At 72.9% G+C, this 13,537-nt stretch carries 13 protein-coding genes and 1 pseudogene; 7 read left to right on the top strand and 7 right to left on the bottom strand.

The annotated features are described in order from the left end of the window. Nucleotides 1-848: 848 nt before the first annotated feature. Nucleotides 849-2,342: an SDR family oxidoreductase gene (locus C2142_RS01385; RefSeq protein WP_148640677.1), complete on the top strand. Its 1,494-nt coding sequence runs from the start codon at nucleotides 849-851 to the stop codon at nucleotides 2,340-2,342. A gap of 272 nt (nucleotides 2,343-2,614) precedes the next feature. Here the strand turns inward: C2142_RS01385 and C2142_RS01380 are convergent, their stop codons facing one another. Further along, complete coding sequence (locus C2142_RS01380; RefSeq protein ID WP_148640676.1) at nucleotides 2,615-2,881, bottom strand: hypothetical protein; 267 nt, start codon at nucleotides 2,879-2,881, stop codon at nucleotides 2,615-2,617. 145 nt (nucleotides 2,882-3,026) lie between these two features. On the opposite strand from C2142_RS01380, the gene C2142_RS01375 reads away from it, so the two are divergent. The 3 genes from C2142_RS01375 to C2142_RS01365 all read left to right on the top strand — a co-directional run bounded on the left by C2142_RS01375 (nucleotide 3,027) and on the right by C2142_RS01365 (nucleotide 6,647). Continuing rightward, nucleotides 3,027-3,779 carry an ABC transporter ATP-binding protein gene (locus tag C2142_RS01375; RefSeq protein WP_148640675.1) on the top strand — a complete coding sequence of 251 codons (753 nt, stop codon included), beginning with the start codon at nucleotides 3,027-3,029 and terminating at the stop codon, nucleotides 3,777-3,779. A gap of 101 nt (nucleotides 3,780-3,880) precedes the next feature. Beyond that, on the top strand, nucleotides 3,881-5,272 hold the full coding sequence (locus tag C2142_RS01370) for an FtsX-like permease family protein (protein WP_148642114.1): 1,392 nt from the start codon (nucleotides 3,881-3,883) through the stop codon (nucleotides 5,270-5,272). After that, nucleotides 5,265-6,647: a sensor histidine kinase gene (locus C2142_RS01365; protein WP_277347211.1), complete on the top strand. Its 1,383-nt coding sequence runs from the start codon at nucleotides 5,265-5,267 to the stop codon at nucleotides 6,645-6,647. The genes C2142_RS01370 and C2142_RS01365 overlap by 8 nt, the downstream gene beginning before the upstream one ends. Before the next feature lie 7 nt (nucleotides 6,648-6,654). Here C2142_RS01365 and C2142_RS01360 read toward each other — a convergent pair whose 3' ends face one another. Then, nucleotides 6,655-7,320: a response regulator transcription factor gene (locus C2142_RS01360; protein WP_148640674.1), complete on the bottom strand. Its 666-nt coding sequence runs from the start codon at nucleotides 7,318-7,320 to the stop codon at nucleotides 6,655-6,657. Between the two features lie 129 nt (nucleotides 7,321-7,449). On the opposite strand from C2142_RS01360, the gene C2142_RS01355 reads away from it, so the two are divergent. Further along, nucleotides 7,450-8,181, top strand: a complete 732-nt coding sequence (locus tag C2142_RS01355; protein ID WP_148640673.1) for an HAD family hydrolase — start codon at nucleotides 7,450-7,452, stop codon at nucleotides 8,179-8,181. Nucleotides 8,182-8,299: 118 nt separating this feature from the next. Here the strand turns inward: C2142_RS01355 and C2142_RS39080 are convergent, their stop codons facing one another. From C2142_RS39080 to C2142_RS39070, 3 genes and pseudogenes are all read right to left on the bottom strand, one after another. Continuing rightward, nucleotides 8,300-8,710, bottom strand: a complete 411-nt coding sequence (locus C2142_RS39080; protein WP_241002310.1) for a hypothetical protein — start codon at nucleotides 8,708-8,710, stop codon at nucleotides 8,300-8,302. A 21-nt stretch (nucleotides 8,711-8,731) separates the two neighbouring features. Continuing rightward, nucleotides 8,732-9,016 carry a hypothetical protein gene (locus tag C2142_RS39075; RefSeq protein WP_241002309.1) on the bottom strand — a complete coding sequence of 95 codons (285 nt, stop codon included), beginning with the start codon at nucleotides 9,014-9,016 and terminating at the stop codon, nucleotides 8,732-8,734. Nucleotides 9,017-9,029: 13 nt separating this feature from the next. Beyond that, nucleotides 9,030-9,143, bottom strand: a pseudogene (locus C2142_RS39070) (hypothetical protein); the annotation flags it as partial. A 143-nt stretch (nucleotides 9,144-9,286) separates the two neighbouring features. Here C2142_RS39070 and C2142_RS39065 point away from each other — a divergent pair. Together C2142_RS39065 and C2142_RS01345 are read left to right on the top strand one after the other, a co-directional pair. After that, complete coding sequence (locus tag C2142_RS39065) at nucleotides 9,287-10,363, top strand: site-specific integrase (RefSeq protein ID WP_241002308.1); 1,077 nt, start codon at nucleotides 9,287-9,289, stop codon at nucleotides 10,361-10,363. Beyond that, nucleotides 10,303-11,817 (top strand): tyrosine-type recombinase/integrase, encoded by a 1,515-nt coding sequence (locus C2142_RS01345; protein ID WP_174315560.1) that lies wholly within the window; start codon nucleotides 10,303-10,305, stop codon nucleotides 11,815-11,817. Before C2142_RS39065 ends, C2142_RS01345 begins: the two co-directional genes overlap by 61 nt. Nucleotides 11,818-11,834: 17 nt before the next feature. On the opposite strand, the gene C2142_RS01340 is transcribed toward C2142_RS01345, so the two are convergent. Beyond that, nucleotides 11,835-12,371 carry a hypothetical protein gene (locus C2142_RS01340; protein WP_148640671.1) on the bottom strand — a complete coding sequence of 179 codons (537 nt, stop codon included), beginning with the start codon at nucleotides 12,369-12,371 and terminating at the stop codon, nucleotides 11,835-11,837. Nucleotides 12,372-12,772: 401 nt separating this feature from the next. Further along, nucleotides 12,773-13,471, bottom strand: coding sequence for an SDR family oxidoreductase (locus C2142_RS01335; protein WP_148640670.1), 699 nt, complete (start codon nucleotides 13,469-13,471; stop codon nucleotides 12,773-12,775). Nucleotides 13,472-13,537 lie beyond the last annotated feature (66 nt).

Below are 13,537 nucleotides of genomic sequence, written 5' to 3'. Positions count from 1 at the left end.
CCGGGGCGCTGAGCGGGCCACCCGCGGGTGAATCTGCGGACCATGATGCCGATCACGGCCCAGTGGATCATGGCCTCCGAGTGGGCCGGGCCGGTCTCGTAGCCACGTGTGAGGCGCCGATGGGCGGTGAGCCACGAGAATCCGCTGCGAGTCGATCAGGCCGGCGCTCGGCTCCGCGCCGCGACCGTCGCCTTCACGGACCCAGCCGCGCAGGGCGGCACGTCATGGATCCGCTCGACGGTGCCGTCGTCGTGCCACCACGTGAAGTACCACTACACCGTCGGCCACGGAGCAGAATCCTTCGGCAGCTGCCGCCAGGAACACCCGGTCCGCGCTATCACGACTGCTGCCTCGGCCCGGTCGACCCGGCTGCTTCAACTCACCACCAGCCCCGGGCAGGACACCGTGCAGGTGACGTGATGCGGCGGTGATCGGGACCCGGGCCACCGGGGCCACCCGAGCCGCCCCAGGCTCCCGCATGCGTTCCCGGCACTGACGAGGAACGGCCCGGAACCGACTGTTCCGGGCCGTTCCTCCCGCAGCGGGGCGGCGGACCCGATGGGCGGACAGCGGACATCACGGTCCTCCCCACGGCCGCGGCCGCGGCGAGGGCCCCACCGGGTGGACGGGACGAACCGACACGGCTCGTCCGTAGCCGGGACCGGACGGATCGGCGGAGGCGGTCGATCGGCGAGCGCCACCAGTCCGGATCCGGCCACCGGTCCGCGGCGGCCACCGGTCCGCCCGGTCGCCGGTCCCGGACGATGCGCGAGATCCTGGGAGCACACCGAGCACCCCGGAACCGAACAGCGCCCGCCGGCCTGTGACCACCGGGCGAAGGAGCGGGCATGACCGACCAGCCTCCCACCCCCCAGCGCTCCCTGGTCACCGGCGCCACCGGATACATCGGCGGCCGCCTCGTCCCCGAGCTGCTCGCCGCCGGTCACCCGGTGCGATGCCTGGTCCGCGACCCCGGTCGGCTGCGCGACCAGCCGTGGCGGGCACAGGTCGAGACCGTCACCGGCGACGTCACCCGCCCCGACACGCTCCCCGCCGCTCTCGAAGGGGTGGACGTCGCCTACTACCTCGTCCACTCGCTGGGCACCGGATCCGGCTTCGAGGAGACCGACCGCGAGGCCGCCCATGCCTTCGGCGAGGCCGCCGCCGCGGCGGGTGTGTCCCGCATCGTCTACCTGGGCGGGTTGATCCCCGGCGACGTGCCCGAGCAGCAGCTCTCGCCCCACCTGCGCTCGCGCGCCGAGGTCGGCCGCACGCTGCGGCGCAGCGGCGTGCCCACCGCCGAGCTGCGCGCCGCGGTGATCATCGGATCCGGCAGCGCGTCGTTCGAGATGCTGCGCTACCTCACCGAGCGACTGCCGGTGATGGTCACCCCGAGCTGGGTGGGGACCAGGATCCAGCCGATCGCCGTCCGGGACGTGCTCCGCTACCTGGTCGGCGCCGCCGGGCTGCCGCCCGAGGTCAACCGGGTCTTCGACCTCGGCGGGCCCGACGTCCTCACCTACCGGGGCATGATGCAGCGCTACGCCCGGACCTCCGGGCTGCGCCGTCGCGTCATCGTCGCGGTGCCGGTGCTCACCCCGCGGCTGTCCAGCCACTGGGTGGGCCTGGTCACCCCGGTGCCGAACGCCATCGCCCGGCCGCTGGTCGAGTCGCTGCGGTACCGGGTGGTGTGCGGCGAGCACGACATCGCCCGGTGGGTGCCCGACCCGCCCGGGGGACTGATCGGCTTCGACCGGGCCGTGGAACTCGCCCTGCGCCGGATCCGCGACGCCGAGGTGGCCACCCGCTGGTCCTCGGCCTCCCTGCCCGGCGCACCCAGCGACCCGCTGCCCACCGACCCCGACTGGGCGGGCGGCAGCCTCTACGAGGACGTCCGGGAGCGCTCCGTGCAGGCCTCCCCGCGCGCCGTCTGGCAGGTCGTCGAGGGCATCGGGGGCGACAACGGTTGGTACTCCTTCCCGCTCGCCTGGGCGCTGCGCGGCTGGCTGGACCGCCTGGTCGGCGGCGTCGGCCTGCGCCGCGGGCGGCGGGACCCGGGCCGGCTGCGGGTCGGGGACTCGCTGGACTTCTGGCGCGTCGAGGAGATCGAGCCGGGACGGCTGCTGCGGCTGCGCGCCGAGATGCGCCTGCCGGGCCTGGCCTGGCTGGAGCTGTCGGTCACCCCGGACGGCGACGGCGCCGCCTGCTACCGCCAACGGGCGCTGTTCCACCCGCACGGCCTCGCCGGACACGCCTACTGGTGGTCCGTCGCGCCGTTCCACAGCGTGGTCTTCGGTGGCATGGCCCGCAACATCACCGAGCGGGCCCGCGCGACGGACTGACGACGCGCGGCGCCGGAGGCGGTCACCGCGGTGGTCCCACAGGGCCCGCCCCCGCTCACCGGGGGCGGTCCGCGCGGTGGGTCCTGGACGGTGGTCCGCGCGGTGGGTCTCGGACGGTGGGGCTCGGAGGGCGGGCCCGGGGCCTCTGCGGATGATTTGCCGTGGTCGTCGGCCCCCGCAGCCCTGGCAGCCCCGTCGGCCCCGGCATCAGCGGTTTCCCGTAGGCGTACGACCCGACCGTGACCGGCGCCGGGACGGCAGCCCTGGCCGCGTCAGACCGTCCGGCGCTTCCTCAGTTCGGCGAGCCAGCCGCGCAGCTGGCCGTCGTCGTGCAGGTAGGCGGCGTTCGGGCCTGCGGGCAGGTCGATCCCGTGCAGGAGACCGAGCGCCCACCAGGAGAGGTCGTCCCATGCGAGCTCGTCGTCGGCCACCCATCGCGCGGCCCAGCGGTCGGCCTCGTCCCGGGACAGACGACCCTCGACAAGCGCGACGAAGCACTCCTCGATCTCGTCGAGAGTCGGCCGGCCGCTGGGATCCATGGTGCCGACCGTACACGCAGGGCAGGCGTCGGTTGATGGGGCGTCGGACAACCCGCGACGTCTCGGGAGGGGTTCGGAAAACCGAACCGCCGATCCGGGGGCGGGCACGATCGATCGTCGCGCCCGGCCCGGCCAGCATGGAGTCATGGCTGAGACGAGAACGACAGTGATGGCGGAACCCGCCGCCCGTGCGGACGACCTGCACCGGCAGTACGGGCGGGGCGGCGCCGCCGTGCAGGCGCTGCGCGGGGTGTCGGTGGCGTTCGAACCCGGGACCTTCACCGCCGTGATGGGGCCCTCGGGCTCCGGCAAGACCACCCTGCTGCACTGCCTCGCCGGCATGCACCGCCCCACCGGCGGCACCGTCCACTGGGGTTCGACGGAGGTGTCCCGGCTGTCCGAACGCAGGCTGGCCGAACTGCGGCGCAGCCGGGTGGGGTTCGTCTTCCAGGCGTTCAACCTGATGCCCGCGATGACCGTCGCACAGAACGTCGAGCTCCCCGGCCGCCTGGCCGGTGCCCGCCCGGACCGCGCGGCCGTCCGGGAGGCGCTCGCCCGGGTCGGCCTGGCCGGCCGCGAACGGCACCGGCCGGGGGAGCTCTCCGGCGGCCAGCAGCAGCGCGTCGCGATCGCCCGCGCCCTGGTCACCCGCCCCGACGTGATCTTCGCCGACGAACCCACCGGCGCGCTCGACCGCTCCACCGGTCACGAGATCCTCGCCCTGCTGCGAACCGGTGTGGACCGGGACGGGCAGACCTGTGTGATGGTCACCCACGATCCGGTGGCGGCCGGGTACGCGGACCGCGTCCTGCTGCTCGCCGACGGGCTGCTGGTCGACGAACTGGCGCGGCCGACGGCGGCGCTGGTCGCCGAGCGGCTGAGCCGGCTGGGCGGGTGACCACGATGACGCCTCCGCACCTGCGACCCGCCCCCGGCCCGCAGTCCGCCCCCGGCCGGGGATCCGGCCCTGGCTCCGGTTTCCGCGCCGCCGGCCGTCCGGTGCCCGCGCTCGTGCTCGGGCAGCTCCGCAGACGACCCGCCGCGTTCGCCGGGCTGGCCGTGGCACTCTTCCTCGCCGTCGCCACGGTGACCCTCTTCGGCTCGCTGTTCGCCGCCGAGGTCACCGCGCCCGCCGCCGCGCGCAAGGCGCCCGCCGGGCCGGGGCTGATGGTGATCGCAGGCGCGTTCGGCGAGATCGCCGTACTGGTGGCCTTCTTCGTGGTGGTCAACGCGCTCGGCTTCGCGCTGCGCCAGCAGCACCGGGAGCTGGCACTGCTGCGGACCGTCGCCGCCACGCCCCGGCAGGTCCGCCGGCTGGTGCGCGGCCAGGTGGTCGCGACCACGCTGCTGGCGGCCGGGCCCGGCTGGGCGGCCGGCGCGTTCGCCGCGCGCGGCTTCCTCGCCGCCCTTCAGGAGCGCGGGATGGCCGCGCCCGCCGTACGGGTCCCGGGCACACCGCTGCCGATGCTGGTGGCGCTCGCCGCCGCGTTGCTGGTCGGCCTGGCGGCGACCGCCGTCGCGGCCCGGCGGATCACCCGGATCCCGCCGGCCGCCGCGCTCACCGCCGGTTCCACCGAGCACGGCCGGACCGGCGTCGTGCGGCTGCTGGCCGGAGCCGGCGCGCTGACCGGCGGCGCGCTGCTGCTGCGGCTGGCGGCCACCCGGCCGGCCGACCAGCTCGACAAGGCCGGGCAGGCGGCCATGCTCGCCTCGCTGGTGCTGCTGGCTGCCGTCGCCCTGCTGGGACCGCTCGCGGCCCGGGGCCTGGCCACCGTGCTGGGTGCGCCGGTGCGGTGGGCGGCCCCCCGTTCGGGCTGGCTGGCCGACGCCAACCTGCGCGGCTACGCGCACCGGCTCTCGGCCGCCGTGGTGCCGGTTGCGCTCCTGACCGGGGTGTCGGGCACGATGTCGATCATGACAAGCACCGCCGAGCAAGCGGTGGCCCGTGCCCTCCCCGGGTCCGCCGCCACCGTGACGTCCGTGACCTCCGCGACCGACGTCTGGTTGCGCCAGGCGGAGTTGGCCATGCTGGTCTGCTTCGCCGCCGTCTCCACCGTCAACACCCTGGTCGCCCTGACCGCCGACCGCCGCCGCGAGTTCGCGCTGCTCCGGCTGGTCGGCGCCACCCGGCGTCAGCTGCTGCGGATGCTCACCGCCGAGGCGGTGCTCACCACGGCGGTGGGCGTGCTGCTGGGCGCGGCGGTCGCCGCCGTCGCCTCGGCCGCCTTCAGCACGGCCGTCACCGGCTCCGCCGCGCCGGCCGTCCCGGTGGCCGCCTGCGGCTGGATCGTGGCCGGTGCGGCCGCGCTGACCGTACCCGGCATCCTGGGCACCGGCCTGCGCGCCATCACCGGCCCGGCCGCCGAGCTGGCCGGCGGCGAGCGTGGCTGACCGGGCCGGTGACGCGTCGCGGCGGCCCATCGGAGCCAAGCCGCCCACCAGGGTACGGCCGCCCTCCAGGGTACGGCCGCCCTCCGGAGCCAGGCGGCCCTCCGGGGTACGGCCGTCCTCCGGGGCGCGGCGGTACTTCGCCGTCCGCGGCGGCGAACTGCTCTTCGCCGTCGCGGGCCTGCCGGCCGCCGTCCTCGGCGGCGCCTACGCGCTCGCCGTCCTCTACGCCGGGACGCTGCTCTCGCTCACCGTCCTCGGCCTCCCGTTCGTCGTCGCCGCGCTGGCCGGCGCGCGCGGCCTCGGCGGGCTCCACCGCCGACTGGTGGGCCGGCTGCTGGGGGAGCACGTCGAACCGCCACCCCCGCCACCGAGGCAGGACGGCGCGTTCGCCCGCGGCCGCGCCGTCCTGGCGGACCCGGTCGCCTGGCGGTCGCTGCTCTACCTGCTGATCCGCCTGCCGCTCGGACTGCTCGGCTTCGCCGCCGCCGTCGTCCTGCCGCTCGGCTGCGGCTGGCTGCTCGGGTTCCCGCTCTGGGTACGGCTGCTGGAGCCGGGTGAGCGGCCCGCCGGCTGGCTGGACGCGGCCGCCGTCCTGCTCGGCCTCGCCGTCCTGGCCGCCGGCCCGCCCGCCAACCGTGCACTCGGCGCGGCCAATCGGAGCCTCGCCCGGCTGCTGCTCGGCCCGGCCCGCGCCCAACAGCGCGTGCGCGCCCTCGAATCCGCCCGGGCCACGCTCCTCGCCGACAACACCGGCCGGCTGCGCCGCCTGGAACGCGACCTGCACGACGGCACCCAGGCCCAGCTGGTCGCGCTCGCCATCACCCTCACGCTGGCCGACGACGTACTCGACCCCGGCGCCGGCCCCGGGAGCCCGGACCTCGCCCGCCTGCGCGCCCTGGTCGACCGCGCCCGCGGCCAGACCGACGACACCATCACCGGACTGCGCCGGCTCACCCGGGGCATCCACCCGGTGGCGCTGGACGGCGGCCTCGGGGAGGCCCTGCCCGGGCTGGCCGGCACCTCACCCGTCCCGGTCGCCGTCCGCGTCGACCTGCGCGAGCGGCCGGACCCGGCGATCGAACAGGCCGTCTACTTCTGTGCGGCCGAGCTGCTCACCAACCTCGCCAAGCACAGCGGCGCGCGGACGGCGGAGCTGTCGGCGACGGCCGCCGACGGCCGCGTCCGGCTCACGGTGCGCGACGACGGCCGCGGCGGGGCGGTGATCGGGGATTCGGCCTCCGGCGTGGGCGCGCCCGGCGGGACCGGCCTGGCCGGGCTGACCGAGCGGCTCGCCGCGGTGGACGGCGTGCTGCGGCTGGAGAGCCCGTTCGGCGGGCCCACCGTCGTCACCGCCGAACTGCCGAGCCGGATCTGACGGTCCGTCAACCGGATGTCTCGGAGAGGTAGGTGAGCACCGCCTTCACCCGGCGGTTGTCCACCTCCGTGGCCGGCAGGTCGAACTTGGTGAACACGGCGGCGACATGCTTCTCCACCGCCCGCTCCGACACCACCAGCCGCGCGGCGATCGAGCGGTTGGAGTGCCCCTGCGCCATCAGCTCCAGCACCTCCCGCTCGCGCGGCGTCAGCCCGTCCACCCGGCTGCGCCGGCCGCCCTGCATCAGCCGGGTCACGACCTCCGGGTCCAACGCCGTCCCGCCGTCCGCGACCCGGTGCAGCGCGTCCACGAACTCCGACGTCCGGGCCACCCGTTCCTTCAGCAGGTACCCGATCCCCGCGGCACCGCCCGCCAGCAGCCGCGACGCCCAGGCGGTCTCGACGTGCTGGGAGAAGACCAGGATGCCCACCTCGGGTGCGGTCGCCCGGAGTTCGACGGCCGCGCGGATGCCCTCGTCGGTGTGCGTGGGCGGCATCCGGATGTCCACCACCGCGACGTCGGGCCGGTGCGCGGCCACCGCGGCGAGCAGTTCGGGCGCCGTCCCGGTCGCGGCCACCACCTCGCACCCCCGGGCGGAGAGCAGCTCGACCATCCCCTCCCGCAGAATCACGGAGTCCTCGGCCAGTACCACCCGCAGCTGCCTGTCGATCATGATGCCATTATCGACGACGGGCCGGAGAAGACGGGAACGGTGCGGCGTCGCGCTCGGGCAGCCGTCCTGGGGGAGCCTCGCGAGGGCCGACCCTGGTGTCGGGAAGAGGCGTCAGGAGAGGATCACCCCATGGCAGATGTGATCTTCTTCGACCTTGACGGCACCCTGGTCGACCACCGAGGCGCGGTCTTCGAAACGATCGGACGGATCGTCCAGGACGCGCCCGATGCGACGGCTCCACCGGAGGAGCTGGTGGCGTTGTGGTGGACGCTGGAGGCGCGCCACATGCGGGAGTACCTGGCCGGCCGGTGTTCCTTCGCCGAGCACCACCGGCGCAGGCTCCGTTCCTTCCTGCCGGCGCTCGGCGAGCCGGTGCCCGAGGATCCCGGCCTCCTGGACGCCTGGATCGCCGAGCGCTACCTCGCCGGGTTCGAGGAGTCCTGGCGGTGCTACCCCGATGTCCGGCCGTGTCTGGAGGCCCTGAAGCGGCTTTCCCGGGGTCCGCGTCTGGCTGTTCTCACCAACGGGGACCCCGGGCAGCAGCGCGCCAAGCTCGCCCGGTTCGGCCTCCTCGAATACTTCGAAGCCGTGCTGACCCCGACCGAGCTCGGTGCGGCCAAGCCCGCCGCCTACGCCACCGCCTGCCGGTGGATGCGGACGGACCCCGCGCAGGCGGTCAACGTGGGCGACATGCTGGAGAGCGATGTGAACGCAGCCGCCCTCGCCGGGCTCACCGGCATCTGGCTGGACCGCGGCATCGACTTCGTCACCGGTGGACCGTCGCCGACGGCGGACGGGACGGTCCGCCGCATCGAGCGGCTCACCGACCTTCCCGGCCACCTGCCGGGCACCGACGCCTGACCAGGCCTCACGGCTGTCGTGGGCGGGCGGCCGGGGTCGGTGCCCCGAGGTCCCAGCGCAGGGGCCCAGCACGGGGTCCTAGCGGCAACGCCGTTCAGTTAGGGCGGTGGACGAGGCGTCAAGGAATTCTCGTGAGCATGTTGATGCTGATGGTGGCTTTGTAGGCGGCCCGGTCGATGGCGGGTCCGCCTGCGTCGTACGTGGAGATCGCGCGCTTGACGATGCGGCCTCTCGTGCGGACCCGTTGGGCGGGCGGGAGCCGGGCCAGGATATGACGGCCGATGACGCCGACCAGGTCGATGTCGTTGCCGGTGATGACACCGGCGGCCAGGACGAGCTGGTCCCGGGCTGCGGCGAGGACGGTGAGGAAGCCTGCCCGGTCGGGGGTGGTGCCCGGGACGCTGGCGGTGGCGTCGGTCATCGGGGTCCGCAGTGCCTGGTAGACGGTCAGCAACGCCCAGACCTCCTGCCCGATGTCCTGCGGGGTGCCGGCCCGCAGGACATGTCCGCCCAGGATCGTGGACTTCAACTCCGCGTAGGCCGTCTCGATCTACCAGCGCTCGTGGTAGAGCCGGACCAGTTCGGCGACCAGGTGGGCGCCGGGGTCGGTGAGGGTGGTCAGCAGCCGGTAGTGGCCGGTGCGGGCGCCGGCGGCGGTGCGGATGCTGATCTCGGCGTCGATGACGCGAACGGTCAGTGCTCCAAGCCGGGCCACTGCCGAGCCGTCGCGGTGACGGGCCACCAGTGGCAGGTTCCGGCCGGACTTGCAGCGCACCAGCAGGTCGGCGCCGGTGCGGTGCCGGCCCGAGCCGCTGACGGGTCTGGCGAAGAGCACTGCCGCTGGGATGGACCAGCGCCAGGCCCGTCAGCCCCGCGCACAGCCGGTCGAACACCTGCCGGTAGCCCAACCCGGGTGAAGAGCGCCGCGGCCAGCAGCAGGTACACCTGACCCGCGCCGACACCAGCCGGACCCTGCGCTGCACCGCACCGGTCTGCGCCCGCACCTCTCGACCATCTCGAACGGCACGATCCGCGTCAGCTCACCGATATGACCCGGCGCGAACACCCCGGCCGCTACCCCAAGAGTCCTTGATATGGCAGCCTTATGTGGAATCTGATCTGGCTACGGTTCTGGGTCGTGGTTCTTGTGATGTGGGACAGGTTCCCGCTGCTGGCGGAGCATGAACAGGCCCGGCGGTGGCTGCAGTTCACGGCGAACATCGGTCGGGCTGACAACACCATCGACGCCTACGGGCGGGCTGTGGAGGATCACCTGAGGTTCTGCGCGCTGGTTGGTGCGGACCCGTTGACGATCCGCGCGGACGTGGTGGCGGCCTGGATCGGCGACATGCTGGAGCGGCCGAACCCGCGTGCCGCGAAAGTCGTCCACCTGGACTCGGGCGCCGGTCTGGCCAACGCGACTATCCAGCAACGGGTCGTGGCCGTCCGCTCTTTCTACGACTACCTGGTCGAGGATGGACTGCGCGAGCGCAACCCGGTACGCCGTGGCCAGTCCGGCAGGCGCGGACGCCGACCCAAGCAGGGCCTGGTGCGCCGGGTCGAGCAGGCACCGTGGATACCGAACGAGACCGGCTGGCAGGCCGTCCTGGACGCCGCGGGCGCGCTGTCGCTCCGCAACCGGCTGATGGTCGCCCTGGCCTACGACGGCGCGCTTCGCCGCGAGGAGCTGGTGCGGCTCGATGTCGGCGGCTTCGAACCCGCCTACCGGCTGATCCACCTGCGGGCGGTCACGACCAAGTCCAAGCGATCCCGGGAGGTCGCCTACGGGGACGCCACCTCCCAGCTGTTCGCCACCTACCTGAGCGAGCGCCGGGCGCTGTTCGGCCGCATCGACGGGCCGCTACTTCGAAGCGTCTCGCGGCGCAACTACGGTGCCGGACTCGGACTTTCGAGCTGGTCGAAGATCGTCGAAGGACTCGCTGAGCAGGCCGGCGTGCCCTGCATGTCGACCCACACCTTCCGCCATCTGCGGCTCACCGACCTCGCCCGCGCCGGATGGACGATCGACCAGATCGCCCTCTACGCCGGACACCGCGATCTGTCCACCACCATGCGCTACATCCACCTCAGCGGACGGGAGTTGGCAGCCAAGCTGCACCGATGCGCTGGCGCAAGCTGTCCACACACGAGCCCGCCACGATCCGCTCGATGTTCTCGGTGATCCTGATCGCCGGCCGGTGGGCGGCCGAGAAGCACCCGCAGGCCCTGACCCCGGACCTGTGGACACGCGACATCGCGGCCGAGTACGTCGCCGACACCCTGCACGCGGTGATCGGCCAATGGGCCGGGCACAACCGCAACAAGTCCCGCTGGGGCCAGGAGCTGTCGGCGGTCGGGAAGACTCAGCGCATCGGCAGCGTCCGGGGGTTCTTCGCGGACCTGATCGAGTGGGAGTGGATCACCGCGCGGTTCGACCCCCGCCGGGTGCTCAGCCTGCCCCTGTCCATCCGCGCCGGGATGGGCCCCAACCCCCGCATCATCGACGACGCCTCCTGGGCCAAGCTCATGGCCGCCGGACTCACTCTCACCTCCGACGACCTGCTGGCCTACGGCACCCCGGCGGCCAAGGCGTCCGGGTGGCACCGCAACTACTACCCGATCGAGATGGTCCGCGCCCTGGTCGGCGTGTGGCTGTTCGGGGGCCTGCGCGTCGACGAGATCCGCCGCCTGGAACGGGACTGCGTCGACTGGGACGAAGGAACCGACGACACCACCGGCGAGAAGTTCCGGATCTGCCTACTGCGGATACCGCAGAACAAGACCTCCGGCGCGTTCAGCAAACCGGTGGACCCGCTGGTCGGCGAGCTCATCGAGGCATGGCAGGCCGTGCGCCCGTCCCAGCCCGACATCGCCGACCGCAAGACCGGCCGCCTACGCCAGCACCTGTTCTGCTACCGGGCCCAACTCGTCGGCAAGGCATACCTGAACGAGAAACTCATCCCGATCCTGTGCGGCAAGGCCGGCATCCCCGAATCCGACTCACGCGGAGCCCTGACCAGCCACCGGGCCCGCGCCACCATTGCCACCCAGCTCCTCAACGCCCGCGAGTCGCTGTCCCTGGCCGACCTGCAGCAATGGCTCGGACACAAACACGCCGCCAGCACCCGGCACTACGCCGCCATCCTGCAGCGCACCCTGACCGCCGCCTACCGCAAGGCCGAATACTTCGCCCGCAACGTCCGCACCATCCAGGTCCTCATCGACCGCGACGCCATCCTGACCGGCGCCGCGACAGGCGGCGGCCAGCCTTGGAAGTACTACGACCTGGGCGAGGGCTACTGCAGCTACGACTTCTTCGCCAAGTGCCCCCACCGTCTCGCCTGCGCCCGCTGCCCGTTCTACCTGCCCAAGGATTCCACCCGGGGCCAGCTTCTGAACGTAAAGGACGGCATCCAGCAGATGCTCGAACAGCTCGATCTCACCGCAGATGAACGCGAAGCCCTCGAAGGCGACCGCGAGGCCGTAGAGGCGCTTCTCGATCGCCTGACCGACGTTCCCACCCCCGCTGGCCCGACGCCGGCCCAGCTCGGCACACAGAAGGCGTTCATCCCGCTCACCGCTCTCACTGGTGGACCAGCGCCAACCTCAGTACAGAGCACCCTGGGTGGCTCGTGATGCCGACGGGTGCGCTGCTATTCGCCCCTGTCGGGAATGGCTCCTTGGGCGTGGAAGGATACGACGCCGCGCCACGGTGGTGGGCCACCCAGCGTTCGGACGAAGTGCTCTTGCGACGGGTCGAGCGAGCGTCGAGCCGCGTTGACGAACTTCAGGTGTGCCTCCTCCAGCGCGCTGTGAATCGGCCGAAGCTTCTCAAGGTCGGTGGTCTGGCGACCGTGGAACAGGATGGTGAAATCCTCCACGACCTCGCAGAGCTCGATTGCCGCGTCGGCGGCCTCACGAGTTGCGACCAGGCTCAACGACTGCACTCCGGCGTTGAACGGGCCCCAAATAAGTGGGGCAGGCCGGCGCTCCTCAAGGAACGCTTCGCGGAGCTCGGCTTCCACAGCGCCGAACGCCTGCAGGAACCTCTCGTAGGCGGCAGTCTGTGTCCCTTGCAGCCACTGGCGATTCTGGCCGCGTCGCCCGACGATCCCGCCTGCGATGACGCCCACGACGGTGGCGGCGACGCCACCGGCGGTGGATATCAGAAGGTCCCATGGGACAGCCAAGTCAGTTCCCCCTCATGGTGGATGGGCCGTTCGAGCGACCGCCGTGATCACTGTAGAGCCCCATGGCCGCGCCGCACACGCCTCGCACCGCCTCACTTTCAGCCGCGTTCCTGGCCACCCAGCTGGCCATCGTTACCGGATATTCGCAATAACGTGCCTGTTCCAACAGCGGAGCTCCTGTGGTGAGGATGTCTTGGAGTGACAGACCTCTTCTGCCGCAGCTCCGCCGCCTTGTTCACCGGCTTGACCGACCCGGCTCGACCAGCAGCTCCCCCGCATGACTGAACGGCGTTGGATCCAGGCCGGCGGACGGTCGCTCCCGGCACGCCTTCGGCCTGCGCCGCCTGGTACGCGGCGGGGGCCGAAGGCGGCTTTTTCGTAAGGTCGTTGGGAGCGCGGCGTCAGCCGAGCTGGCCAGTCGGCCGCACGGTGATGTGGTTGATGTCCACGCCCGCGGGCTGGTTGATGGCGAAGGCGATCGTGTTCGCGATCTGCTCGGGGGTCATCGTCGGCGAGGCGTCGGGAGTGCCGCCGCGCTCGTTCCAGAACGGGGTGTCCACCACCCCGGGGGCGACGACGGTCACGCCGACTCCATCCTTGCCGACCAGCAGCCGGGTGTTCTCGGCGAGTGCGTGCGCGGCCCACTTGGTGACCGAGTACAGGTTGCCAGGCGTGTTGCGCACCCCGGCGACCGAACCGATGATCACGAGCCGGCCCTTGGACTCCCTGAGATGCGGCAGGGTCTCCCGCACCAGCAGGGCCGGACCCAGGACGTTGGTGAGGACCATGGCGCGCATGTCCTCTGGGGCGTGGCTCTCCAGGTTGCCGGGCAGTGAGAAGCCGGCGTTGGCGATGACGTTGTCCAGTCGGCCCCACACGTCCACCACGCGGCGCACGGCGGAGGCGACGTCGTGCTCGTCGCTGGTGTCGCCAGTGATCGTCAGCAGCCGCTCGCCCGCTCCGGCCGAAGCGGCGAAGGCGGCCAGCTTGTCCGCGTCGCGTCCGGTGACGGCCACGTGGTGGCCCTGCTTGAGCAGGACGCGGGCGGTGGCGGCGCCGATTCCGGTCGAGCCACCGGTGATCAGCGTGACGGGTTCCATGGGACGGCCTCCTGAGTGGTGTGGTCATCGGGGCTCCCGCAGCGTCCTGGATGTTCGCGAACGCGA

It is taken from the genome of Streptomyces sp. CB01881, from assembly GCF_002953255.1.
In the GTDB taxonomy this organism is placed as follows: domain Bacteria; phylum Actinomycetota; class Actinomycetes; order Streptomycetales; family Streptomycetaceae; genus Kitasatospora.
The sequence above is the reverse complement of the archived record's forward strand: the minus strand, read 5'-3'. Positions and strand labels throughout refer to the sequence as shown.

Coding starts and splice junctions, on each gene's coding strand:
- C2142_RS01385 (WP_148640677.1), top strand. CDS start 849: ATGACCGACCAGCCTCCCACCCCCCAGCGCTCCCTGGTCACCGGCGCC.
- C2142_RS01380 (WP_148640676.1), bottom strand. CDS start 2,881: ATGGATCCCAGCGGCCGGCCGACTCTCGACGAGATCGAGGAGTGCTTC.
- C2142_RS01375 (WP_148640675.1), top strand. CDS start 3,027: ATGGCTGAGACGAGAACGACAGTGATGGCGGAACCCGCCGCCCGTGCG.
- C2142_RS01360 (WP_148640674.1), bottom strand. CDS start 7,320: ATGATCGACAGGCAGCTGCGGGTGGTACTGGCCGAGGACTCCGTGATT.
- C2142_RS01355 (WP_148640673.1), top strand. CDS start 7,450: ATGGCAGATGTGATCTTCTTCGACCTTGACGGCACCCTGGTCGACCAC.
- C2142_RS39065 (WP_241002308.1), top strand. CDS start 9,287: ATGTGGAATCTGATCTGGCTACGGTTCTGGGTCGTGGTTCTTGTGATG.
- C2142_RS01345 (WP_174315560.1), top strand. CDS start 10,303: ATGCGCTGGCGCAAGCTGTCCACACACGAGCCCGCCACGATCCGCTCG.
- C2142_RS01335 (WP_148640670.1), bottom strand. CDS start 13,471: ATGGAACCCGTCACGCTGATCACCGGTGGCTCGACCGGAATCGGCGCC.